Source organism: Micromonospora cabrerizensis (assembly GCF_022230955.1).
GTDB lineage: Bacteria > Actinomycetota > Actinomycetes > Mycobacteriales > Micromonosporaceae > Micromonospora > Micromonospora cabrerizensis.
In genome coordinates this window covers 24,105-43,942 of sequence record NZ_JAKKFI010000061.1, presented here as the reverse complement: position 1 = coordinate 43,942, position 19,838 = coordinate 24,105, and the positions used below count along the sequence as shown (strand labels likewise).

At 71.4% G+C, this 19,838-nt stretch carries 23 protein-coding genes; 9 read left to right on the top strand and 14 right to left on the bottom strand.

All coding sequences use genetic code 11. The features are described 5' to 3' along the window. The 4 genes from LADH09A_RS14670 to LADH09A_RS14655 all read left to right on the top strand — a co-directional run. Positions 1 to 572 (top strand): RICIN domain-containing protein (locus LADH09A_RS14670; protein WP_238645657.1); only part of this gene is annotated, 572 nt, incomplete at its 5' end. A gap of 57 nt (positions 573 to 629) precedes the next feature. Beyond that, a complete protein-coding gene (locus LADH09A_RS14665; protein ID WP_238645656.1) occupies positions 630 to 1,469 on the top strand; it encodes a helix-turn-helix domain-containing protein in 840 nt (279 codons plus the stop codon). Between the two features lie 66 nt (positions 1,470 to 1,535). Next, positions 1,536 to 2,117: a dihydrofolate reductase family protein gene (locus LADH09A_RS14660; protein ID WP_238645655.1), complete on the top strand. Its 582-nt coding sequence runs from the start codon at positions 1,536 to 1,538 to the stop codon at positions 2,115 to 2,117. A 64-nt stretch (positions 2,118 to 2,181) separates the two neighbouring features. Beyond that, positions 2,182 to 2,595 (top strand): VOC family protein, encoded by a 414-nt coding sequence (locus LADH09A_RS14655; protein ID WP_238645654.1) that lies wholly within the window; start codon positions 2,182 to 2,184, stop codon positions 2,593 to 2,595. Positions 2,596 to 2,641: 46 nt separating this feature from the next. On the opposite strand, the gene LADH09A_RS14650 is transcribed toward LADH09A_RS14655, so the two are convergent. Continuing rightward, on the bottom strand, positions 2,642 to 3,301 hold the full coding sequence (locus LADH09A_RS14650) for an MSMEG_1061 family FMN-dependent PPOX-type flavoprotein (RefSeq protein WP_238645652.1): 660 nt from the start codon (positions 3,299 to 3,301) through the stop codon (positions 2,642 to 2,644). 81 nt (positions 3,302 to 3,382) lie between these two features. On the opposite strand from LADH09A_RS14650, the gene LADH09A_RS14645 reads away from it, so the two are divergent. Next, the gene (locus LADH09A_RS14645) at positions 3,383 to 3,586 is read left to right on the top strand and encodes a hypothetical protein (protein ID WP_238645650.1); all 204 of its coding nucleotides are present in this window, start codon (positions 3,383 to 3,385) and stop codon (positions 3,584 to 3,586) included. Positions 3,587 to 3,878: 292 nt separating this feature from the next. Here the strand turns inward: LADH09A_RS14645 and LADH09A_RS14640 are convergent, their stop codons facing one another. From LADH09A_RS14640 to LADH09A_RS14610, 7 genes are read right to left on the bottom strand one after another with little or no spacing between them, the layout of a single operon-like run. Next, on the bottom strand, positions 3,879 to 4,742 hold the full coding sequence (locus tag LADH09A_RS14640; RefSeq protein ID WP_238645649.1) for an LLM class F420-dependent oxidoreductase: 864 nt from the start codon (positions 4,740 to 4,742) through the stop codon (positions 3,879 to 3,881). Positions 4,743 to 4,751: 9 nt separating this feature from the next. Continuing rightward, entirely contained in the window at positions 4,752 to 5,618 is an 867-nt protein-coding gene (locus LADH09A_RS14635) for an S-methyl-5'-thioadenosine phosphorylase (RefSeq protein WP_238645648.1), read from the bottom strand. 54 nt (positions 5,619 to 5,672) lie between these two features. Then, entirely contained in the window at positions 5,673 to 6,095 is a 423-nt protein-coding gene (locus LADH09A_RS14630; RefSeq protein WP_238645647.1) for a hypothetical protein, read from the bottom strand. Beyond that, the gene (locus LADH09A_RS14625; RefSeq protein ID WP_238645646.1) at positions 6,092 to 7,261 is read right to left on the bottom strand and encodes a molybdopterin-dependent oxidoreductase; all 1,170 of its coding nucleotides are present in this window, start codon (positions 7,259 to 7,261) and stop codon (positions 6,092 to 6,094) included. Before LADH09A_RS14625 ends, LADH09A_RS14630 begins: the two co-directional genes overlap by 4 nt. After that, a complete protein-coding gene (locus LADH09A_RS14620) occupies positions 7,258 to 7,956 on the bottom strand; it encodes a methyltransferase domain-containing protein (protein WP_372492270.1) in 699 nt (232 codons plus the stop codon). The genes LADH09A_RS14625 and LADH09A_RS14620 overlap by 4 nt, the downstream gene beginning before the upstream one ends. Next, positions 7,953 to 8,633 carry a TIGR04282 family arsenosugar biosynthesis glycosyltransferase gene (locus LADH09A_RS14615; protein ID WP_238645645.1) on the bottom strand — a complete coding sequence of 227 codons (681 nt, stop codon included), beginning with the start codon at positions 8,631 to 8,633 and terminating at the stop codon, positions 7,953 to 7,955. Before LADH09A_RS14615 ends, LADH09A_RS14620 begins: the two co-directional genes overlap by 4 nt. Continuing rightward, positions 8,630 to 9,307, bottom strand: a complete 678-nt coding sequence (locus LADH09A_RS14610) for a glycosyltransferase family 2 protein (protein WP_238645644.1) — start codon at positions 9,305 to 9,307, stop codon at positions 8,630 to 8,632. The genes LADH09A_RS14615 and LADH09A_RS14610 overlap by 4 nt, the downstream gene beginning before the upstream one ends. Before the next feature lie 156 nt (positions 9,308 to 9,463). Here LADH09A_RS14610 and LADH09A_RS14605 point away from each other — a divergent pair, with 156 nt between their 5' ends. Further along, positions 9,464 to 10,819, top strand: coding sequence for a hypothetical protein (locus LADH09A_RS14605; RefSeq protein WP_238645642.1), 1,356 nt, complete (start codon positions 9,464 to 9,466; stop codon positions 10,817 to 10,819). Here LADH09A_RS14605 and LADH09A_RS14600 read toward each other — a convergent pair. After that, complete coding sequence (locus LADH09A_RS14600) at positions 10,791 to 11,870, bottom strand: NAD-dependent epimerase/dehydratase family protein (protein WP_238645640.1); 1,080 nt, start codon at positions 11,868 to 11,870, stop codon at positions 10,791 to 10,793. The two genes, LADH09A_RS14605 and LADH09A_RS14600, sit on opposite strands and share 29 nt — an antisense overlap. A 155-nt stretch (positions 11,871 to 12,025) precedes the next feature. On the opposite strand from LADH09A_RS14600, the gene LADH09A_RS14595 reads away from it, so the two are divergent. Both LADH09A_RS14595 and LADH09A_RS14590 read left to right on the top strand, forming a co-directional pair. Then, positions 12,026 to 12,721 carry a response regulator gene (locus LADH09A_RS14595; protein WP_238645639.1) on the top strand — a complete coding sequence of 232 codons (696 nt, stop codon included), beginning with the start codon at positions 12,026 to 12,028 and terminating at the stop codon, positions 12,719 to 12,721. Further along, complete coding sequence (locus LADH09A_RS14590) at positions 12,714 to 13,730, top strand: sensor histidine kinase (RefSeq protein WP_238645638.1); 1,017 nt, start codon at positions 12,714 to 12,716, stop codon at positions 13,728 to 13,730. The genes LADH09A_RS14595 and LADH09A_RS14590 overlap by 8 nt, the downstream gene beginning before the upstream one ends. 102 nt (positions 13,731 to 13,832) lie before the next feature. Here the strand turns inward: LADH09A_RS14590 and LADH09A_RS14585 are convergent, their stop codons facing one another. The 4 genes from LADH09A_RS14585 to LADH09A_RS14565 form a co-directional block, all read right to left on the bottom strand. Continuing rightward, a complete protein-coding gene (locus LADH09A_RS14585) occupies positions 13,833 to 15,500 on the bottom strand; it encodes a right-handed parallel beta-helix repeat-containing protein (RefSeq protein WP_238645637.1) in 1,668 nt (555 codons plus the stop codon). After that, on the bottom strand, positions 15,485 to 16,003 hold the full coding sequence (locus LADH09A_RS32180; protein WP_238645636.1) for a manganese catalase family protein: 519 nt from the start codon (positions 16,001 to 16,003) through the stop codon (positions 15,485 to 15,487). The genes LADH09A_RS14585 and LADH09A_RS32180 overlap by 16 nt, the downstream gene beginning before the upstream one ends. Positions 16,004 to 16,158: 155 nt before the next feature. Next, positions 16,159 to 16,395, bottom strand: coding sequence for a hypothetical protein (locus LADH09A_RS14575; protein WP_238645662.1), 237 nt, complete (start codon positions 16,393 to 16,395; stop codon positions 16,159 to 16,161). 328 nt (positions 16,396 to 16,723) lie between these two features. Then, positions 16,724 to 17,998: a cytochrome P450 gene (locus LADH09A_RS14565; protein WP_238645635.1), complete on the bottom strand. Its 1,275-nt coding sequence runs from the start codon at positions 17,996 to 17,998 to the stop codon at positions 16,724 to 16,726. A 185-nt stretch (positions 17,999 to 18,183) separates the two neighbouring features. On the opposite strand from LADH09A_RS14565, the gene LADH09A_RS14560 reads away from it, so the two are divergent. After that, a complete protein-coding gene (locus LADH09A_RS14560; protein WP_238645634.1) occupies positions 18,184 to 18,420 on the top strand; it encodes a hypothetical protein in 237 nt (78 codons plus the stop codon). 62 nt (positions 18,421 to 18,482) lie between these two features. Here LADH09A_RS14560 and LADH09A_RS14555 read toward each other — a convergent pair whose 3' ends face one another. Then, positions 18,483 to 19,781, bottom strand: coding sequence for an NAD(P)/FAD-dependent oxidoreductase (locus tag LADH09A_RS14555; RefSeq protein WP_238645633.1), 1,299 nt, complete (start codon positions 19,779 to 19,781; stop codon positions 18,483 to 18,485). Between the last annotated feature and the right edge of the window lie 57 nt (positions 19,782 to 19,838).

Sequence of the window (19,838 nt, the reverse complement as noted above, 5' to 3'; positions counted from 1 at the left end):
CCATCGGCTACGACTGGTACTCCATGTTCTCCCTCACCGGCAGCGGCACCAACCTCAACCTGACCATCCGCAACACCAGCGGCGCCGACCGGATCCGCTACGCCTGGGGCGACACCATCGGCGGCGACCCGACCACGCCCCCACCCACGACGGGCACGTTCTACCGCATCACCGTGCGGCACAGCGGCAAGACCATGGACGTCCAATCACCCAACACCAACAACGGCACGCGCGTCGGCCAGTACACCTACAGCGGCAACGCCTGGCAACAATGGCAGTTCCAGGACGCCGGCAGCGGCTACTGGCAGATCATCAGCCGGCACAGCGGGAAGTGCCTCGACGTGGTGAGCGCCTCCACCGCCGACGGCGCCGAACTCGTCCAATACACCTGCGGCACCGGCACCAACCAGCAGTTCCAGATCGTCACCAGCGGCAGCTACTTCCAGCTGCGCGCACGCCACAGCGGCAAGTGCGTGGACGTACCAGCGGCATCGACCGCGGACGGCGTGGTACTCAAGCAATATCCCTGCAACACCGGCACCAACCAACAGTGGTCCCGCACGGCCGTCTGACCGTGCGGATGGACCATCCGGCGCGCGATGACGGCGGGCGTCGGCGATGCTGTGGGCGTGGAATACGTGTCCAGAGTGCCGCGACCACCGCTGGACGGGCTGATCGACGACCTCTACTACCTGGAGGGTGCGCCGCCGTACGCCCGGCTGACGCTGCCGGCGAGTCCGGCGGCGTTCCTCATCGTCAACCTCGGGGCACCGTTCCGCATCCGCGCCGGCACCGACATCGAGGCGGCCGAGTACGTCGACGGCTGCGTGGTCACCATGCCCACCCGCGCCTTCGAGTTCGGCTATCCGCCGAAGACCCGGTCCGTCGGCGTGCACTTCAAGCCGTGGGGGCCGGCGCCGTTCCTGCCGATGCCCGCGGTCGAGTTGTGTGACCGGCCGGTGACGGTGGAGCAGGTGTGGGGCCGGCCCGCCGTTGCTGAGCTGCGGGACCGGCTGAACACGGCGGGCGGACCGCACGAGATGCTGACGCTGCTCGAGGAGGAGCTGACGCGGCGGCTGGGCGACGCGGCCGGCCTGGGGCTGGTCCGCCACACGAGCCGTATCATCGCGGCGACCAGCGGGGCGGTGGCTGTCGGCGACCTCAGGGTGGCGGCCGGTGTCAGCAGCACTCATCTGGCACAGCGGTTCAAGGAGCTCATCGGCGTCACGCCCAAGCGGATGGCCCGCAGCTACCGCTTCACCGCCACCGTGTTGTCGATCAACCCGGCTGATCCGATCGACTGGGCCGACCTCGCCAGGAGCGCGGGCTACTTCGACCAGGCCCACTTCGGCCACGAGTTCCGGGCCTTCACCGGGCTCACCCCGACACGGTACGTCGAAGTCCGGCGGCGGTTCCTGCGCGAACATCCCGGCCACGTGCTGGACGGCTGGCCGCTGCCGGCCGATTGATTCCTTACAAGACCGGCAGCCCGCGCAACTCTAATCTGAGGGCATCCCCCACGCAGAGGAGTGCCCATGGGCAGAGTGGTGATGTACGGCTCGGTGTCGGTGGACGGCTTCATCGCGGACGAGAAGGACCAGCCCGGGCCACTGTTCGACTGGTTGACCAGCGGTGACGTCCCGTTGGACGAGAGCGGCGCGCTGAAGGTGTCCCGAGAGTCCTTCGACCACACCCGGTCGTACTGGGACCAGATCGGGGTGACGATCGCCGGCCGCCACGTCTTCGACCTGACCGACGGCTGGGACGGGAAGCCTCCGAGCGGGATCGACCACGTGGTCGTCGTGACGCACCGGCCGCCGCCCGAGGGCTGGGACCCGGCCGCGCCGTTTCACTTCGTGGACGGTGTCGAGGCAGCCGTTGCCAGGGCGCAGGAGCTTGCGGGTGACCGCATCGTCGAGGTCGCCGCTGGCGACGTCGGTGGCCAGGTGCTGGCCGCGGGCCTCGTCGACGAGGTGCGCATGGACGTCGTACCCGTCGTGTTCGGGTCCGGCAAGCGCTACTTCGGGTCGGTCGACGCACAGCACCTGTTGGCGGATCCTGACGTGGTGATCCAGGGCAAGCGGGTGCTTCACCTGCGCTACCGGGTGCGCCGATGACCCCCGGTGTGTTTCCGGCCCCCGGGTTCGGGTAGCAAGCGGGACCTGCTTGTGGGAGGTACGCATGAGCGACACCGCACCTGACTATTTCAAGCCCGAGGGCGGGATCTTTCTTGCCACCCTGTTGATCGTCCGCGATATCGAACGGTCGCGGGAATACTACGAAAGGGTTTTCGGTGCGACCTGCGTACACGAGAGTGCGCCGTTGATCATGCGGTTCCACAACAGTTACATCATCATCAACGTCGAAGGCGGCCCGACCGACGACAAGCCCACCGTGCAGGCCAAGGCGCCGGTCGACTCCAACACGTTGAGCTGCGCGATGAACGTGCGCGTGACCGATATCCACGCCCTCTATGCGGAGTGGACGTCGCGCGGCGCGGAGTTCCTCACCGAGCCGAAGGACCACGGCACGGAGATTCGATGCTATCTGCGTGACCCCGACGGCTATCTGGTGGAGATCGGCCAGGGCCTGTGAGCGCTGCCCCCGAAGACGGGCGGCACGGCCTGTGGTCCGCGGCCCGTCACTCGTACCGGTACTTCAGCGCGTCCGCCTCCCTCTGCTCGATGTCGGCGATCGTCAGGTCCGGCATCCGCAGTTGGGCCAGCGTCACCTCGGCCGAGGTCGGCTGGGCGTCCGCCGGCAGCCACTGTTCCGGCTTCCAGGCCCCGCTGCGCAGCAGCGCCTTCGGGCAGTGCGGGTAGACCTCCTCGATCCCCAGCACCAGCGCACTGGCCGGTGGCTTGCCCACGGCGGTCAGCTGGGACAGCAGGTCGGGGCGGGTGGAGACGCAGGCCCGGCCGTTCACCCGGAGCGTCGTGGTGCGCCCAGGGATGACGAACATCAGCCCGGCCCGCCCGGTGGCGATGACGTTCTGCAGGGTGTCCAGGCGCTTGTTGCCGGTCGCGTCCGGTATCGCCAGCGTCCGTTCGTCCAGGACGGAGACGAACCCGGCGGGGCCGCCGCGCGGGGTGACGTCACAGTTGCCGTCGGCGTCCACGCTGGCCACCAGGACCAGCGACGAGCAGGCGATCAACCGCCGGGTCTGCTCGGTGAGTTCGGTCATCTGCTTTCGCACGGCCGCGTCGGTGGGGAGTTCGTAGACCTGACGCAGCGCCTCCTGGTCGGGCACGGCGTCGAGGCGTAGCGAGTCGAAGGCGGTGGTGGCCGGGGCTGACGTCATACCGCCCGATCCTAGGGCGTGCATCGACGTGAGCGCTGACTGATGAGTCTCCGGCCGGCCGTCCTTACCTAGACTGACCCCATGCGGCAGGCACTGAAGGACCTGACCTTCTCCGAGCACTCCGAGTGGTTCGGCCTGGGCCCACTGGCGGTCGCCGTCCTGGCCGGCATCCGTGCGAACGTGGCCGACGAGCCTTTCGCCCGCTGGGCCTGGGCCGCCATCGCCGTCCTCATGCTGATCGCCTGCGCCGTCCACGTGATCTGGACCAGGAAGAGGCGCTCCTGAGCCCGACCGGCGCCGTGCCCAGGGCGGGGTGAACCGGCCAACATACTGGCGCGCACGGGGGAGTGGGTCGCGCCAGTACTGGTCCCCGCCGCCAGACTGATCGACCCGGTCGGGTCTGCGTCTCGACAGACCCGGGCGAGGACGTGACACGCACCGGCAGCGAAGAAGGCCTAATCCGCGCGGGCCAGGCGACCCGCTGATCTGCTCGCTCGATCGCCGTCCGGCGGTGGCATCCCGCTGCGACTGCTGCCATCACCCCATCCCCTCAGACCGGACGCGGGGTTTCGAAAGGTCAGATCAGGATCGCGGCGAGAGCGCGGAACGCGTCGGCGGGAAACGCCGTGGCGTCACCGCCGTTGAGCACCTGGACCGCCACCTCGTCCGCGCCAGCCTGGTAGTGCTTCTCCAGCCCGGCCGCGACCTGCTCAGCCGTGCCCCAGGGGATCAGGGCGTCGACGAGGCGGTCGCTGCCGCCGCCGGCGAAGTCCTCGTCGGTCCAGCCGAATCGCCGCAGGTTGTTGGTGTAGTTCGGCAGTGCGAGATATCCGCTCGTGTACTGCCGCGCCGTGGCGCGCGCGGTGCCGGGGTCCGCGTCGAGGACCACCGCGACCTCCGGAGCGAGCAGCCGGTCCGGCCCGAGTGCCGCCCGGGCCTCGGCGGTGTGCTCGGCAGGGACGAAGTACGGGTGTGCCCCGGCCGAACGGTCGCGGGAGAGTTCGAGCATCCGCGGGCCGAGCGCGGCCAGGACCCGCCGCTCGGGTGAAAGCCCGGCGGCGTCGAGGCCGTCGAGGTAGCTCACCATCTTCGAGTACGGCTTGCGGTAGGCGGTGCCGCTGCCCTCCAACAGCACCGCGTGGCTGGCGCCGAGACCGAGCAGGAACCGGCCGGGATGGGCCCGCTCCGCGTCCTGGGCGAACGCCGCCACCTCCGGGGGCGACGAGTGCCAGATGCTCACGATCCCCGACGCGACGCCGATACGCGTGGTCCCGTCCAGGATCTCCCGGAAGCGTGGGGCGACGTTCTCCCCGAAGCCGCCCGAGAACCAGAGCCGTGCGTAGCCGAGCTCCTCCAACTCGGCCGCGGCGTCGACGGCCGCGCCCCGACTCTCGCTGACGAGGAAGAACGGTTGCCACACGCTGACGAGTCGTTGTGCCATAGCGAAAGACTAGCCATGCCGAGCGCCGTCGGTGGTGTTGTCCTCCGTGCCCCCCGGGTTCCCACCGCAGGAGCAGTCCTCCTGATCCTCCGGCAACGCCGTCACCGCCTCGCCGATCAGGCCCCGCAGGCGATCGACGTTTCGGGCGAAGACCGCGAACACCTCCTGCTGGGTCACGCCGTGACCCACCTCGACGCCCGAGTCGAGGTCGGTCACCAGTGACAGCGCGGTGTAACACAGTGCCAGTTCGCGTGCCAGTACCGCTTCGGGATGGCCGGTCATGCCGACGACCGACCAGCCCTCTCGGCCGTACCAGCGTGACTCGGCGCGGGTGGAGAACCGGGGCCCCTCGATGACGACCATGGTGCCGCCGTCGACCGGCTGCCAGTTGGCGCAGCGGGCGGCGTCGAGGACCGTGGCGCGTCCGACCGGACAGTAGGGGTCGGCGAACGGGGCATGGACCACCCCGGGCAGGTGCCCGTCGGTGCCGGGTGTTCCGTCGTAGTAGGTCTGCTCGCGGCCGCTGGTCCGGTCGACCAGTTGGTCCGGTACGACGAGGGTCCCGGGGCCCAGATCCGGTCGCAGGCCGCCCACGGCGCCCGCTGCGAGCACCTGGCGGACACCGACCGCTCGCAGCGCCCAGAGATTGGCCCGGTAGTTGATGCGGTGCGGCGCGAGGGTGTGACGGCGCCCGTGGCGGGGCAGGAACGCCACCGGACGCCCGGCGAGTCTCCCGATGGACAGCCCGTCGCTTGGTGGTCCGTACGGGGTGTCGACCGTGACGTCGGCGACGTCGTCGAGGAACTCGTAGAGACCCGACCCGCCGATCACGCCGATCGGCGGGCGGTCGGTCGTGCGGACCGGTCCTTCAGACATGCGAACTTCTCCTCAGAGTGGAACGGGGTGGAGTGCGGAGCGCTGGGGACCCGGTCAGGGACGGCTGACCCGTCGGTCCCTGACGCGGCGGCCGACCGTGCCGACGACCAGAGCCACCGCGACGACGGCCCAGACGACGGTCAGCCCGGCGGCGAGCCCCAGCGGATAGTTGCGGTCCGGTAGGCCCGGGTTCGGAGGTGCCGAGGGTGGTCGCCACAGCAGTGGCACCGCGATCAGCAGCAGTGTGGCGCTGGCCAGCAGGCCCGCAGTGATCCAGGCCCGGCGTGGCCGGTCTGTCACCAGTCGACCCAGCACCAGCCCGACCAGCCCGACCAGCGGTGCCACCAGGACGTCGTGCAGCAGCGGGCCGGCGATCAGCCAGGGCAGGGTGGCGCCGAGCTGGGGGAGGAGCAGCCAACCGCCGTACGTCGCCGCCGTGGCACCGAGTGCGAGCAGGAGCAGACGGACGGTTCTCACCGCAGCACCTCCAGTCGGGCCACCCACTTGGTCTGGAGGACACCCGGCCGGCTCGGAGCGATGAGACGGCAGGGGTATCCGTGGTCGGGGGACAGCTCTTCGCCGTTGATCCTCAGTGCCAGCAGGGTCAGCGGGTCGCCGGCATGGGCGGCCGGGAGGGTGCTCGCCGCGTAGAGGCCGTCGGTCTCCAACGAGGTGATCCGAACAGGTCGGTCGGTCGGGGCCCCGAGCCGTCGGAGCAGCTGGACGACGGGCACGCCGGTCCAGGAGGCGGAGGCGCTCCAACCCTCGACGCAGGCGATCGGTAACTCCGCCGTGCGTTGTGGCAGGGCGGTCAGTTCGGCCAGGGACAGGGTGCCCCGCCCGCCCGGCCAGATGATCTCCAGCCGCCAGTCCGGTGGAACGGCGATGCGAGCGGCTGCCGCCGTACGGTTGATCGGTACGCCCTGCGGTCCGGACGCCGAACGCCAGGCCAGCGGGGAGACCCGACGAAGCCACGGCACGGTGACCCCGGCGGTGGCCAGCACGGCGACGCCAGCGACGCCAGCCGAGGTGCGCAGGAACACGCGCCGTTCGGACGAGTCTCGACCGTCGCGCCCGGTGGTCGCAGCCTCACCACCATCCTGCTGGCGCCGCAGCGGCGTTCGCAGCGCCGCGCGGGCGACCGGGAGCTTCACCGCGACGTGCAGCAGCAACGCGCCCACCACCAGCCAGGCGACCGCGTAGTGCGCCGTCGGGAAGAAGAATCCCCACGGGTACGACTGCGCGACGTTGAACAGGCCCGTGACCAGTTCGAAGAAGGCGGCGCAGACCAGGACCAGGACGGAGACCCGTTCGAGGACGTGCGCGGTCAACCGGATCGGCTGGCGCAGGGGCGGACGGACGAACAGCCGGGGGTAGACGCTCCACAGTTTGCCGAGCAGCAACGGGACCGCCGCGATCCCGGAGAGCACGTGCACGCCCTGGGTGACCCGGTAGAGGTTGACCGGTCGGGTCGGCCAGGTGAACCAGCCCGGCGGGTGCTGGATGAAGTGGCTGAGCAGTCCGGTGACGAAACACAGCCCGAACGCCACCCCGAGCCAGAGGCCGAGCCGGGCGGCGACCAGTGGCGAGTGGGACGGCCCCGGAAAGTCCTCCGGGGTGGGAACCCGTGGTTCGAGGTTCATCGGCGTGCCAACTCGACAAACCAGCGCGGGCCGGACCGGAAGCCGTCGACGACCCGCAGACCGGCGGCGGCCGCGGCGCGGTCCATCGCCTCCACTCCGACTCGTGCCCAGCTGAACGCCGATCCCCGGCGCGAGCAGGACAGGACGTAGGCCTGTCCCTGCCACAGGCCGGCGCCGGGCGGGTCCACCTCGACCACCAGCGTCCCGTCGGCCGCGATCAGGTCGCCGCAGCGGCGCAGCAGTCGGACCGGGTCCCCGCCGATGCCGATGTTGCCGTCGGCGAGTACGGCGTGCGCCCACCGCCCCTCTCCGGGAAGCGGTCCGAGGATGTCGCGTCGCAGGGCTACCACTCCCCGGCCCTGGGTCAGGCGTACCGCCTCGGCGGAGATGTCCACCCCCAGTGCGACGAGGCCGCGCTGGGCGAGCGCCATGGTCAGCCGGCCGGGGCCGCAGCCGAGGTCGATCGTGGGCCCGCTGCACCGGGCGGCGACGGATTCGATGGCCGGTTCGGGCGGGCCGTGCCAGCGCCGTACCGGTAACAGGTCACGTCGCCCGTCGGCGTGCACCAGCCAGTGTTCGGGTTGCGCCGGGGGCAACGTGGCAGCCGGCCTGCGGCGTGCGTCCTGTTCCGCCGGCCACGCGTCGGGTCTGCCCAGCACCACATCGAAGCCGTCGAGACTGATCGTCGACGTCACCGCAGGTGTCCGTTCACCAGTTGGCCGCCTACCGACGCGACGGCATCCGCGAACCGGGTACCGGGCAGGTCGGCCGCGACCGTCAGCGCTGTCGGCCAGTCGTCGACGTCCCGCAGGACGGGCAGGATCGCCGGGTGTACGCCGTGTTCGCGGAGAGCGGCGAGGGTGCGTCGACCGGTCTCGTCGGTCGACATGGGTACGTCGCGCAACACGCCTGCGGACGCCGGATCGCGTAATCCGAGTGCCCACCAGCCGCCGTCGAGCGCCCGTCCGAACACCGCGTCGTGCTCGGCGAGTCGCCGCAGCGCTGCGGTGAGCAGGGCCGGCGTGACCTGCGGGGTGTCCATGCCGATCTGCAGCACCGGTCGGCCGGGGAAGGCCGCGCCGGTGTCGGCGTGCGCATTGGCGAGGCGGTCGGCGAACGTGTCGCCGCGCTGCGGGATCAGGTGCCAACCTGCCAGCGCGGCGGTCAGCTCCGCGCCGTACTCGGCGTCGGCGAAACGACCGGTGTGGGCCAGTACGGGAATGGTGGACGCGGTGGCGCGTACCGCCGCGAGGGTGTCCAACAGTGCCGCCGCGGCGATCCGGGCCGCCTGTGTGGGATCAGCGGGCGGGCAGAGCCGGGTCTTGGCCAGCCCCGGGACCGGTGCTTTCGCGACCAGGAGCAGCACATTCATCGGGCACCGCCGACGCCGGTACGCAGCACTCCGGCGAAGTCCCGGGTCGCCCGCACGGTGCCCCGGACCGACCCGGAAACCTTCGACCTGGTGCCGGCGGCCCGGGGCGCGTACGCGACGTCCAGCTCGACCATCCGCCAGCCCGCCCCGGCCGCGCGGAGCAGCAGTTCCAACGGGTAGCCGAACGCGCGGTCGGTGACACCGAGTTCCAGCAACGCCGCCCGGCGGGCCACCCGGATCGGGCTGATGTCGTACACCGGCACCCCACGGCGTCGGAGCAGCGCCGAGACCAGCGCGTTGCCCGCGCGGGCGTGCCACGGCCAGGCGTCCGCCGAGACCGGTCGCCGCCGCCCGACGGCGAGATCCGCCCGACCGTCGAGCACCGCCGCGACGAGCCTGGGCAGCTCGGCTGGGTCGAACGAGCCGTCCGCGTCGAGGACGCAGACCAGATCAGCGTCCGCCGCCAGCAGGCCGGTGTGCACTGCCGCGCCGTACCCGCGTCTCGGCTCGTGCACGACGCGGGCGCCGTACTCGGCGGCGACGACCGGCGAACCATCTGTGGAGCCGTTGTCGACCACGAGGGCGCGGTAGCCCGGCGGTAGCCCGCTCAGTACGGCAGGCAGTGCGGCCGCCTCGTCCAGACACGGCAGCACCACGTCGATCGTTGTGTGCATACCGGCGACGCTAGGCCTGCCACGCGCCGATCCGACCGCCGTACCGCCTTACGAATCGCTTACGCGGCAACGGGTCTTACGAGTCCCTGACGTCTCACCGTCGGGCCGTCGGATCCCTGGTCGGAGGTCGTATCGTCGGCCGTCACCATGACCACGATGACCCGGCCGGGACGATCCCGGCGCGCCGACCTGATCGTCCTCGGTGCCGAGGTGGCCCTGCTCGCCGCCGCCGTCACCGTCGGGGCACTGCTCAACCATCGGGGTGTGCGGCTGCACGCCGACGCTGCGCCGCTCTACGCCAGTTGGCAGCCCCATCTGGGTGTGGGCACCCCCGCCGCCCTTCTCGTCGCGGCACTGGTCGTCTGGCGGGGCGTGCGCTGGGCGACCGACACGCGGTGGCCGTGGCTGCTGGCGGTCGGCTACCTCGCCTCGGTGCTCTGGACACTGTCGCTGGCCCTGGTGGACGGCTGGTCCGCCGGGTTGACCGAGCGGCTCACCGTGCAGGCCGAATACCTGCACGAGGTGCCCCGGGTGACGGATGTCGGCGCCATGGTGTCCGGTTTCGCCGCCCGGATCCTCGACTTCCAGCCCGATTCGTGGTCCACCCACACCGCTGGTCATCCGCCGGGAGCGTTGCTGTTCTTCGTCGCGTTGGAGCGGATCGGCCTGGGCGGCGGGGCTGCCGCCGGGTTCGCCTGTGTGCTGCTCGGAGCAACGGTCTCGGTGTCGATCCCGGTGACGTTGCGGGCGCTCGGCGCCGAGGACGCGGCACGGGCGGTGTGGCCGTTCCTGATCCTCTTCCCGGGGGCGGTCTGGGTGGGCGCGTCCGCGGACGGGTTCTTCGCCGCGGTGGTCGCGGCCGGGCTGGCGCTGCTGGCCGTGGGTGGCCGAGCGGGTGCCGTACCCGGCGGGTTGCTGCTCGGTTTCGCGCTCTACCTGTCGTACGGGTTCGTCCTGGTCGGGGTGCTCGCCGTGACCGTGGTGCTGCTCCGGGCCCGGAATCGCCTCGGCGTGCTACTGCTGGTCGCGGCGGCGGTCGCGGCGGTTGTCGCCGGGTTCACCCTGGCCGGCTTCTGGTGGCTGGACGGCTACCACCTGGTGGCACGTCGCTACTACCAGGGCTGGGCGGCGGAACGCCCCTTCGGTTACTGGGTCTGGGCGAACCTGGCCGCTCTGCTGCTCTCGGCCGGCCCGGTGCTCGGGCCAGCGGTGCGGCGGGCGGTGGCCGCCGTACCGATCCGACCGCCGAGCCACCCGCTCACGGCGACCCTCCGGCAGCGGTTGGCCAGCGCCGGACCCGCGGTGTGGCTGCCCATCGCGGCGGCGGTGGCCGTGCTCGCGGCGGACCTGTCCGCTCTGAGCAAGGCCGAGGTGGAGCGCATCTGGTTACCGTTCACCGTCTGGCTGCTGGTCGCCACCGCGCACCTGCCCGCCAACCACCGTCGGTGGTGGCTGGCAGGACAGGCCGCCACCGCGCTTCTCGTCAACCACCTGTTGTGGACGGTGTCCTGACCGTCGCCGGTGCCCGCATCACCGCACTGGTGAAGTCGGCGATCCCAGCGGCGAAACCGGTCCGGGCCGTGAAACCCAGCAGCCGGGTCGCGCGGCCCGGATCGGCCACCACGTGCCGGACGTCCGCTGCCCGTCCGCCCCCGACCGTGACCGGCGTCGGCCCGCGCATCGCCGTGGCCAACTCGTGGGCCAACTCGCCGACGGTGTGCGGCTCACCCGAGCAGACGTTGACCGGGACCAGCGGATCCGGTGCCGGTGTCGTCAGCGCCAGCAGGTTCGCCGCGGCGACGTCGGTGACGTGCACGAAGTCGCGCCGCTGCCGGCCGTCCTCCAGGACGCGGGGCGGTTGCCCGGCGGCCAGCGCCGACCGGAAGATCGACGCGACCCCGGCGTACGGGGTGTCGCGGGGCATCCGCGGACCGTAGACGTTGTGGTAGCGCAGTGCCCAGACCGAGCCGCCGGTCTGCCGGGCCCAGGCACCGGCGAGGTGTTCCTGCGCCAGCTTGGTGGCGGCGTACGTGCTGTGCGGTTCCAGCGGTGCGTCCTCCGGCACGAGCCCGGGGGAGAGCGCCCGGTCACAGCGGGGGCAGGTCGGCTCGTACCGGCCCGCCGCGAGGTCGGCAGCGCGGCGGGCGGCGGGCCGGACGATGTCGTGCGTCGGGCAGTGGTAGCGGCCCTCGCCGTAGACCACCATCGAGCTGGCCAGCACGAGGCGGCGTACCCCGGTGGTGTGCATCGCCGCGAGCAGGGTGGCCGTGCCGAGGTCGTTGTGCGCGGCGTACCGGGGGGCGTCGCCGGGGTCGATGCCGTGGCCGACCATGGCCGCCTGGTGGCACACCGCGTCGACCCCGGCGAGCAGCCCGGTCAGTAGTTCCAGGTCACGGACGTCGCCGACCACGAGATCGTGTCGCTCGGCCCAGGGTGGTGGTGTGGCACCGTGCGCCTCCGGCAGGAGCGCGTCAACGGCCACCACCTCGTGCCCGTGGTCGGCGAGCAGATCGGCGACGTGCGAGCCGATGAATCCGGCCGCACCGGTGACAAGTATCCGCATTCCGGTCACCGTATGACCTCGTCCACGCCCGGGAGGGCCTGCTCGCGCAGCCGTAAGAACCTCGCAAGCTTTTGCGGGTTCGGGCGGACCGCACTGCGTGGCTACGCTGGGCCGATGGACGTGCGGGCAATGACGGGCCGGAACGGGGGAGGTTCGTGACACAGCGCGTGCTGGTGGTCGACGACGACCAGACCGTGAGCGACGTCATTCGTCGTTACCTGGAGAACGACGGCTTCCAGGTGAGCCTCGCCGCGGACGGGGAGGCGGCCCTGGCGGCGGTGCAGCGGCAGGCGCCCCACCTGGTCGTGCTCGACCTGATGCTGCCCCGGATCAACGGCCTACAGGTGTGCCGGGAGCTGCGAGCCCGTCCGGACGGCGTACCGATCATCATGCTGACCGCACGCGGTGACGAGTCGGACCGGATCCTCGGGCTGCAACTCGGCGCCGACGACTACCTGACGAAGCCCTTCTCTCCCCGGGAACTGGTGCTGCGGGTCCGTTCGGTGCTGCGTCGTGCCGGCAGCGAACCTCCCCCTGAGCGACCGGAGGCGCTGACCGACGGTGAGTTGGTGGTGCACCCCGGGTCCCGAACCGCCCGCCTCGGCGGGACCGAACTGGCCCTGACGCTGCGCGAATTCGACCTGCTTGTCCACCTTCTGCGGCACCCGTCCCAGGTGTTCGGGCGGGCCGAACTGCTGGAGCAGGTCTGGGGCTGGAACTTCGGCGACCACTCGACCGTGACCGTGCACGTACGCCGGCTGCGGGAGAAGATCGAGGCCAACCCGGCCGATCCGCGACGGATCGTGACCGTCTGGGGCGTCGGCTACCGGTACGAGCCCGCCCGTGCGTGACCTCCTGCTGATCTTTGCGATCTCTCTCGGCGCGGCGCTTGCCATCGGGTTCGTCGGCGCGGTGCTGCTCCGTGCGCTTCGGCGCAGTTCGATCACCGTGCACCTCAGCGTGCTGCTCACCACCACGGTGGTCGCCGTCACTGTCGGGGTGATGGCTGTCGCGGAGGCGATGTTCCTCTCTCCACACGATCTTGAAGTGGTGCTGATCACCGTCGCGGCGGCCGCGGTGGTCAGCCTCGCCGTCGGCGGGCACTTCGGCCGCCGACTGGCACTCGCCGCGGTCTGGCGGGATCAGGCCCGCGAGCGGGAACGACAGCTGGAGAAGGGGCGGCGTGACCTGGTCGCGTGGGTCTCGCACGACCTGCGTACGCCGCTGGCCGGGCTGCGGGCCATGGCCGAGGCGCTCGAGGACCGGGTGGTCCGTGACCCGGACACGGTCGACGAGTACCACCGACGGATCCGGCTGGAAACCGACCGGATGACGCGACTCGTCGACGACCTGTTCGAGCTGTCCCGGATCAACGCGGGAGCGCTGCGGTTGTCGTTGACGGCGGTGCCGCTCGGCGAGGTGGTCTCGGACGCGCTGGCCAGCACCGCCCCGTTGGCCGACGCTCGCCGGATCAAGCTGGTGGCCAGTGAGTCGGGGTGGCCGACGGTCGCCGCGAGCGAACCGGAGCTGGCCCGGGTCGTGGCCAACCTGCTGCTCAATGCGGTCCGCTACACCCCGGAGGACGGCACGGTCCGCATCGAGGCCGGTCGCGAGGGGGACCACGCCTGGCTGTCGGTTGCCGACACCTGTGGCGGCATCCCCCCGGCCGACCTTCCCCAGCTGTTCGACATCGCGTTTCGCGGCGAACCGGCCCGCACCCCCAGCCCTGGCAACGGTGGGGCGTCCGGAGGCCTCGGTCTCGCCATCGTCCGTGGCCTTGTGGAGGCGCACGGAGGTCGGGTCGACGTGCGCAACACCGCCGACGGCTGCCAGTTCATGGTTCGACTGGGCGCTGCCTGACGAGGTGGACGAGTCGGCCGCGGGGTACCGGACATGGGGGTGCAGCAGTCGGGCTGTGTGGGATCGGGCGGCCCGCGTTCAGAGATGGAGGGGACCGTCAGATCACTGGTCCCCGTGATTGCCCTCCCAGTAACCACCCCCGGGGGGAGTGTCTGCCTGGATGGCGACCTGATTGCCGTCGAGGTCGTTCTCCACGACACGGCAGTTGACGCAGCCACCCCGACCGGTGATCAGAATTCCGTGGGTCTGGGTGTGGGACTTGGTGTCGCGGATCAGGTTGCCACGGATGGTGACCGAGTCGGCGGCGGCGTTGATGGTGATACCGGCCCGGCTGCTGGGAGCGGCCGGCAGTTCGTACGCTGTCCCGGGCGGCGGCGTGTCCGCGCTCCAACTGTTGGCGCTGCCAGGGCGAATCGGGGTGAGGGTGAGGGTGGTGGCGTCGTTGGCGGCCACGACGGCATACCGGTGGCCGACGCGTAGCACCTTGCCGCGATGGCCGTCGGCCGGCCAGCTCATACGCTGGTCGACCAGGGTGGTTCGGCTGTAGCGGACCGATTCGCCGCCCCCCTCGGCTGCCTCGGCACACTGGCGGCCGTTGTTGCGGATCCGGTTGTTGATGATGACGGCGTCGGTCAGTGGCCGGTCGAAGCGGATCCCGTCGAGACTGTTGCCCCAGATGTCGTTGCTCTCGATGACGATCTCCTCGGCGGCGGCGGCCTGGTCACCGTCGCCGAGGTCCTGGTGGTGGTAGCCGTAGCGGCCGTTGCCGGTGATCCGGTTGCCCCGCACCGTGTAGGGCCCGGCGGTGTTACCGATGCTGACCCCGTCGCGCAGATTGCCGTCGAGGACACAGTCGGTGAGCAGGCCGCCCTTGCCGGGGATGCCGGTGGTGCCCTTCGCCGAGACCTGGAAGCCGGCCTCCAGGTTCCCGGTCATGGTGCACCCGGTGACGATGAGACCGTCGGCGCCCCAGTCGGAGATGCCGAACCGGTTGGCCTCGGCGTGGCAGCCGACGATCCTGATCCCGCGGGGCTGGGGACGATCGGGGTGCTGCATCTCCAGGAAGATGCCGTTGGTCGCGTTGCCGACCGCGACGCAGTTGGCGATGGTCAGCCGCTCAATCGCCCCCCACCCGCCGACGCCGATGCCGATGCCGGCGCCGCCCATCTCCATGCCGTTGTCCATCCGGCCGCACTCGAGCACCCGGACCGCCTGGATCAGGGTGTCCTGGAGGAAATCGCAGCCGAAGCCGGTGGCGGCGGTGTGGTGGATGAACAGGTTCCGGAACAGCCCGCCGGTCACGTACTGCAACCCGAGCCCCTTGGCCAGTGGGTCGTACGCCGACTGCGCAACCCCCGACCCGTCGATCTCGAAGTCCGCGAAGGTGCAGTACGCGAGATGACGGTCCGGACTCGCCCCGTGCAGTTGGGCGGTGTAGAAAGCCAGTGGTACCGCCTGAGACCGGTTGCCCTCGTTACTCAGCACGAACCGGGTGGCACCGGGTCCCGCGCCCATCAGCGACACCCCGCTGCGCCACACCGTGGCGGCGTCGCGGATGGCGTACACCCCGGGCGGGCAGTAGATCACTCGCGCTCGCCCGTCCGCGGCGAACGCGTCGCCCAGTTGGTCGACCAGCGCGGCGAGCGCGGGCTGGTCGTTGGTCGTGCCGTTGCCGGTCAGGCCGTGGTCCTGGGCGTCACACAGCAGCGGTGCCCCGGCCACGGGGTACGGACGCACTCCCGGGCTGGCCGGGGTCACCTGGCTCGGCACCGAAATCTCTCCCCTCGTGACCACCGGTCGTCGACCGGTCCCTCAGCCCGCAGAAGACCGCCGTGCGGCGTCATTCGAGAGCGTCCTTGACCTTCTTCACGACGTTGGTGAGTCCCTGCTGGTGGGCGCCGGCGGCGTTGCCGGGCTTGCCCGGCCCCTGCGAGCCGTCGTAGGTGACGAACAGTCATGCCCCCGATGACGGCCGCAAGCACCGGGTTGGCGGCCACGGCCTTCTCGGTGGTCTCGGCGGGGGCGCCTTCGAGCAGCCGGGCCAGCATCGTGGTGAGCATCTCGACGTGACCGATCTCCTCGGTCCCGATGTCCATGATCATGTCTTTGTACTTGCCGGGCACGCGGCAGGTCCAGCCCTGCCACAGGTACTGCATCATCACGGTCATCTCGCCGAACTGTCCGCCGAGAATCTCCTGGAGTTTCATCGCGAACAGGGCGTCGGGCTTCTCGGGCCTGGCCTGGAACTGCAGGTGCGGGTCGTGGCGGAACACTGCGTTCTCCGATCGTGCGCCGCGCCGCCCGGTGCGGCGTTGGGCTTCGTGTTCCTCAACCGGTGGCCCTTAGGTGCCGCTCGTGGCCTCACCGGGTCAGCACCGCTGTCCCGCACATTCGAGATCGGCTCCGCCGGGGCTGCCGGACCGAACGGTCAGACCCAGCGCCCGCTCCGGTTGGCGCGGTACCGATGTCGCGGGTGTGGCGAGTGGGTGAGCGGCGGTTCGGCCGAGCCCGCCCCCAGGTCCTGAGATGGGGTGGGGTGCGTGCCGGCCAGGCGTGACCAGAAGAGCGCCAGGGTGGCGGCACCGGCCAGTAGCACGTCCACGGCCACGCTCTCGTCGCTGTCGTGCCAACGGTCCTCGGGCAGGCTGGTGCCGAAGAACAGCACCGGTGCGTCGAGCTTGCGGGCCAGCAGCTCGGCGGGCCCGCCGCCGGCGTTATGGCGTCGGAGGTGCCTCGGCCGTAGACGCGCCCGCCGCGCTCGGCGGGCTCGAACGGGGGAGTCTCCTCCCACTGCTCGTCCTTGGCCGCGCGCACGTCGTGGTGGCTGTAGACCAGCACGGTGGGCATGGATGTCAGACGTCATGACCATGGCGCTCCCGCTGTCCATCGACTGCCTCCGTGCCGCACGAGGCGCGGCCGGAACGGCGGTGGAGGGCACATGTCTTGACCCGTGATCTGTCCCTACCCTACGAAGCTGATCTCACACCTGGGCTTCAGCGGGGCCGGCCGGAGATCGGGGAGGCGGCGGTCAGGCGCACGTCGGTCACGGCGAACCGGCTGCGGGGCAGCGCGGGGATGCGGCGCAGCGAGATGGTCAGGTCCTGCTCGGGCACCGTGTAGTCCAGCCGTGCCAACCAGCCCGCGAAGGCCGCGAGCAGGGCCACGGTGACATCCTCACCCGGGCAGCGGTGCCCGGTGCGCCGGTCGGCGCCGCCCTGGGGAACCAGCTCGTACGGGTCGGGGGTGCGCCCGACGAATCGCTGTGGGTCGAAGCGGTACGGATCCGGCCACAGCGCCGGGTCGTGGTTCTGGCCGTAGATGTCGAGCAGGACCAGTGACCCTTCGGGAACGTGCTGGCCCTGCCAGGTCAGGTCGGTGACGGCCCGGCCGCCCACGAACGGGGCGAACGGGTAGAAGCGGCGTACCTCGTGGGCGAAGGCGACCGCATAGGCGACGTCGCCGGCGCGCAGGTGGTCGCGCTGCTCGGGCCAGCGGTGCAACGCGTGTGCTGTGAACGCCACGAACCAGGACACCGCGACGGTGGGGCGGATGACGTTGAGCAACTCGACCGCGGCGAGCTGGGGGTCCAGGGGCTGGTCGTCGCGGTCGCGGTGTCCGGCGACCGCTTCGAGGACGGACCCGGCAGGTGCGATGACGACATCTGCGCGGACCTGCTCGACGAGCCCGGCCAGCCAGTCCTCCCGACGCCCACGGGCGCGCCGTGCCCGCCAGTGTCGCGGGCCCAGGGTGGCGAAGCCGTCGACCATGGCGGTCAGGTCGCGGGCCACCGGCGCGATGTCCGCGTCGTCGAGCGGAACTCCGGCCCAGCCGCAGACGCCCTTGGTGAGCACGCGGCTCGCCTCGTCGAAGAGCACGATCCGCCGCCCGTCGCCGCCTTTCGCGATCGCCTCGTTCCAGGCCGTGCCGACGTGGTCGACCAGGTCGGCGACGCCTGTCGGGTCGGTGAGCAGGGACAGGAACATCGCCTTGCGATGACGGTGGTCCGCACCGTCGAGCGTGTGTACGGCCCGGTGGCCGAACAACGTTCCCTGTACCGGTTCCGGAATGGCCCCGTGTCGACGCACATGCCGTTCGTCGTAGAAGAACCGCACCGCGTCGGGCCCGCGCAGCGTGAGTGCCGGCTGGCCCAGTATCCGGGTCCGTACGGCGGACCGACCGTCGCGTCGCGCCAGCGCGGGTAGCCAGGCGTAGCCGTTGAGCGGCAACCCGAGTGAGTCGTCCAGGTGTCGTCCGCGCTGGTCGGTCATGAGCGGGCAGTGCCCACTGTGTCCGGCCCGAAACCTCACCCCGACCGAGCCACCCGCCCGGCACCTCCGACGCGATGCCGACGGGTCCTGCGTTCAATGTGCCGGGGAGGGGGCGGGTGAGGGTGTGGTGACGACAGCTCGGGGGTAGCGGTAGGTAGGCAGGCAGGAACCCCGAGGAGGACGAGATGACCGATCCCAGGTACGTACCGATCGCACTCGCCGGCTCTGAACAGCTCATCGACGACGACGGCGTGGGCGCCGACGGCGGCGGGGAGATCGTCGGCGCGGACGACGCGGCGGCCGACGCCGCCCGGACCGGTGCCGACGTGGACCTGTCCCACGCGGCCCGCGACGGCGACGGCGTGCCGACCGGCGCGGCGGATGTCGAGGCCGACCGTGAGCGCGCCGCCGGCGACAGGTGACCCTGACGAGGTGCCGACGCCCGCCCCGCCGTCCCTGAGGGCGGCGGGGCGGCTTCGGGAGGTCAGCGGCGGACTAGCTCCGGGGCGGCGGTGTCCAGCGGCACGGCGGCGTCGGGGACGAGCCCGAGTTGCACGCTCGGCCGGGAGCCGACCGCCGCGAACAGCCAGTCGGCGGCGGTGCGGGCGCGGTTGGCGGGTAGGGACAGCAGGTGGTAGCCACGGGCCACGACCCGCGCTGGAAGCCCGGACAGGGGTACGTGCAGGGGGTTGGCGGTCGCCTGCCACCCGCCCAGGTCCACGACGAAGCCCAGGTCGCGGTGCCGGTACGGGCGGCGCCGGCCGACCCCGTAGGACGCGGCGATGTTGTCGGCGGCCAGCCGGCCCTGCCGTACGGCGTGCTGGGCGGTCATCGGGGTGATCTCACCGGGTCGGGCCGGGTCGGGCACGGCGGCGGCGTCGCCGCAGGCCAGGATCTCCGGGTGGCCGGGGACGGTCAGGTACTCGTCGACGGTGACCCGGCCGCGGGTCGTCGGCAGTCCGGTGGCCTCGACGAGCGGGTCGGGGCGTACGCCGACGCACCACACCAGCGTCCGGGACGGCACGAACCGGCCGTCGGAGAGGTGGACTCCGTCGGCGGCGGCCTCGGCGACGGAGGTGCCCAGGCAGACCTCGATCCCGCGCTCGCGCAGCACCCGCTCGGCCACCCGCGACATCCGGTCGGCGAGGCCGGGCAGGACCCGGTCGGCGGTGTCCAGCAGCAACCAGCGTGGGCGGATCCCGTCGAGCCGTGGATGGTGGCGGACGATCTCGTCGGTGAACAGTTGCCCCTGGGCGGCGACCTCGGTGCCGGTGTAGCCCGCGCCGACCACGACGAACGTGCAGCGCGCCTCCCGTTCGGCCGGGTCGTCGGTGGCGTCGGCCAGCTCGATCTGCTGGATCAGGCGCTCCCGCAGGTACACCGCCTCCGGGATTCCGCGGAAGCCGTGTGCGTGGTCGGCGACCCCGGGAATCGGCAGCAGTTTGTTGACGCTGCCGGCGGCCAGGACGAGCCGGTGGTACGACAGGCGGCTGGAGCGCCCTTCGGGGTCCACGTAGGAGAGGGTCCTGCCGTCGACGTCGATGCCGTCGACCTCACCGAGGATCACCTGCACGCCGGGCAGGGTGTCGGCCAGCGGCACGGTGACCCGGCGCGGGTCGAGCACCCCGCCGGAGACCTCCGGCAGCAGTGGCAGGTACAGGAAGTAGTCGGTCGGGTTGACCAGCACCACGTCGGCGGCGCCGCGCGAGACGCGGGCCAGGCGGCGGGCAGCGTGGAAGCCGGCGAATCCCGCGCCGACGATGACGATCCTGGGTCGGGCCATGACGTTCCCCTCGATGCTCGACTGTCGTGCGCGTCTCGTTCAGGAGGTAACCCCACG

Coding starts and splice junctions, on each gene's coding strand:
- LADH09A_RS14645 (WP_238645650.1), top strand. CDS start 3,383: ATGCGGCAGGCACTGAAGGACCTGACCTTCTCCGAGCACTCCGAGTGG.
- LADH09A_RS14565 (WP_238645635.1), bottom strand. CDS start 17,998: ATGACCGACCAGCGCGGACGACACCTGGACGACTCACTCGGGTTGCCG.
- LADH09A_RS14635 (WP_238645648.1), bottom strand. CDS start 5,618: ATGTCTGAAGGACCGGTCCGCACGACCGACCGCCCGCCGATCGGCGTG.
- LADH09A_RS14615 (WP_238645645.1), bottom strand. CDS start 8,633: ATGAATGTGCTGCTCCTGGTCGCGAAAGCACCGGTCCCGGGGCTGGCC.
- LADH09A_RS14640 (WP_238645649.1), bottom strand. CDS start 4,742: ATGGCACAACGACTCGTCAGCGTGTGGCAACCGTTCTTCCTCGTCAGC.
- LADH09A_RS14610 (WP_238645644.1), bottom strand. CDS start 9,307: ATGCACACAACGATCGACGTGGTGCTGCCGTGTCTGGACGAGGCGGCC.
- LADH09A_RS14555 (WP_238645633.1), bottom strand. CDS start 19,781: ATGGCCCGACCCAGGATCGTCATCGTCGGCGCGGGATTCGCCGGCTTC.
- LADH09A_RS14650 (WP_238645652.1), bottom strand. CDS start 3,301: ATGACGTCAGCCCCGGCCACCACCGCCTTCGACTCGCTACGCCTCGAC.
- LADH09A_RS14605 (WP_238645642.1), top strand. CDS start 9,464: ATGACCCGGCCGGGACGATCCCGGCGCGCCGACCTGATCGTCCTCGGT.
- LADH09A_RS14655 (WP_238645654.1), top strand. CDS start 2,182: ATGAGCGACACCGCACCTGACTATTTCAAGCCCGAGGGCGGGATCTTT.
- LADH09A_RS14660 (WP_238645655.1), top strand. CDS start 1,536: ATGGGCAGAGTGGTGATGTACGGCTCGGTGTCGGTGGACGGCTTCATC.
- LADH09A_RS14600 (WP_238645640.1), bottom strand. CDS start 11,870: ATGCGGATACTTGTCACCGGTGCGGCCGGATTCATCGGCTCGCACGTC.
- LADH09A_RS14625 (WP_238645646.1), bottom strand. CDS start 7,261: ATGAACCTCGAACCACGGGTTCCCACCCCGGAGGACTTTCCGGGGCCG.
- LADH09A_RS14560 (WP_238645634.1), top strand. CDS start 18,184: ATGACCGATCCCAGGTACGTACCGATCGCACTCGCCGGCTCTGAACAG.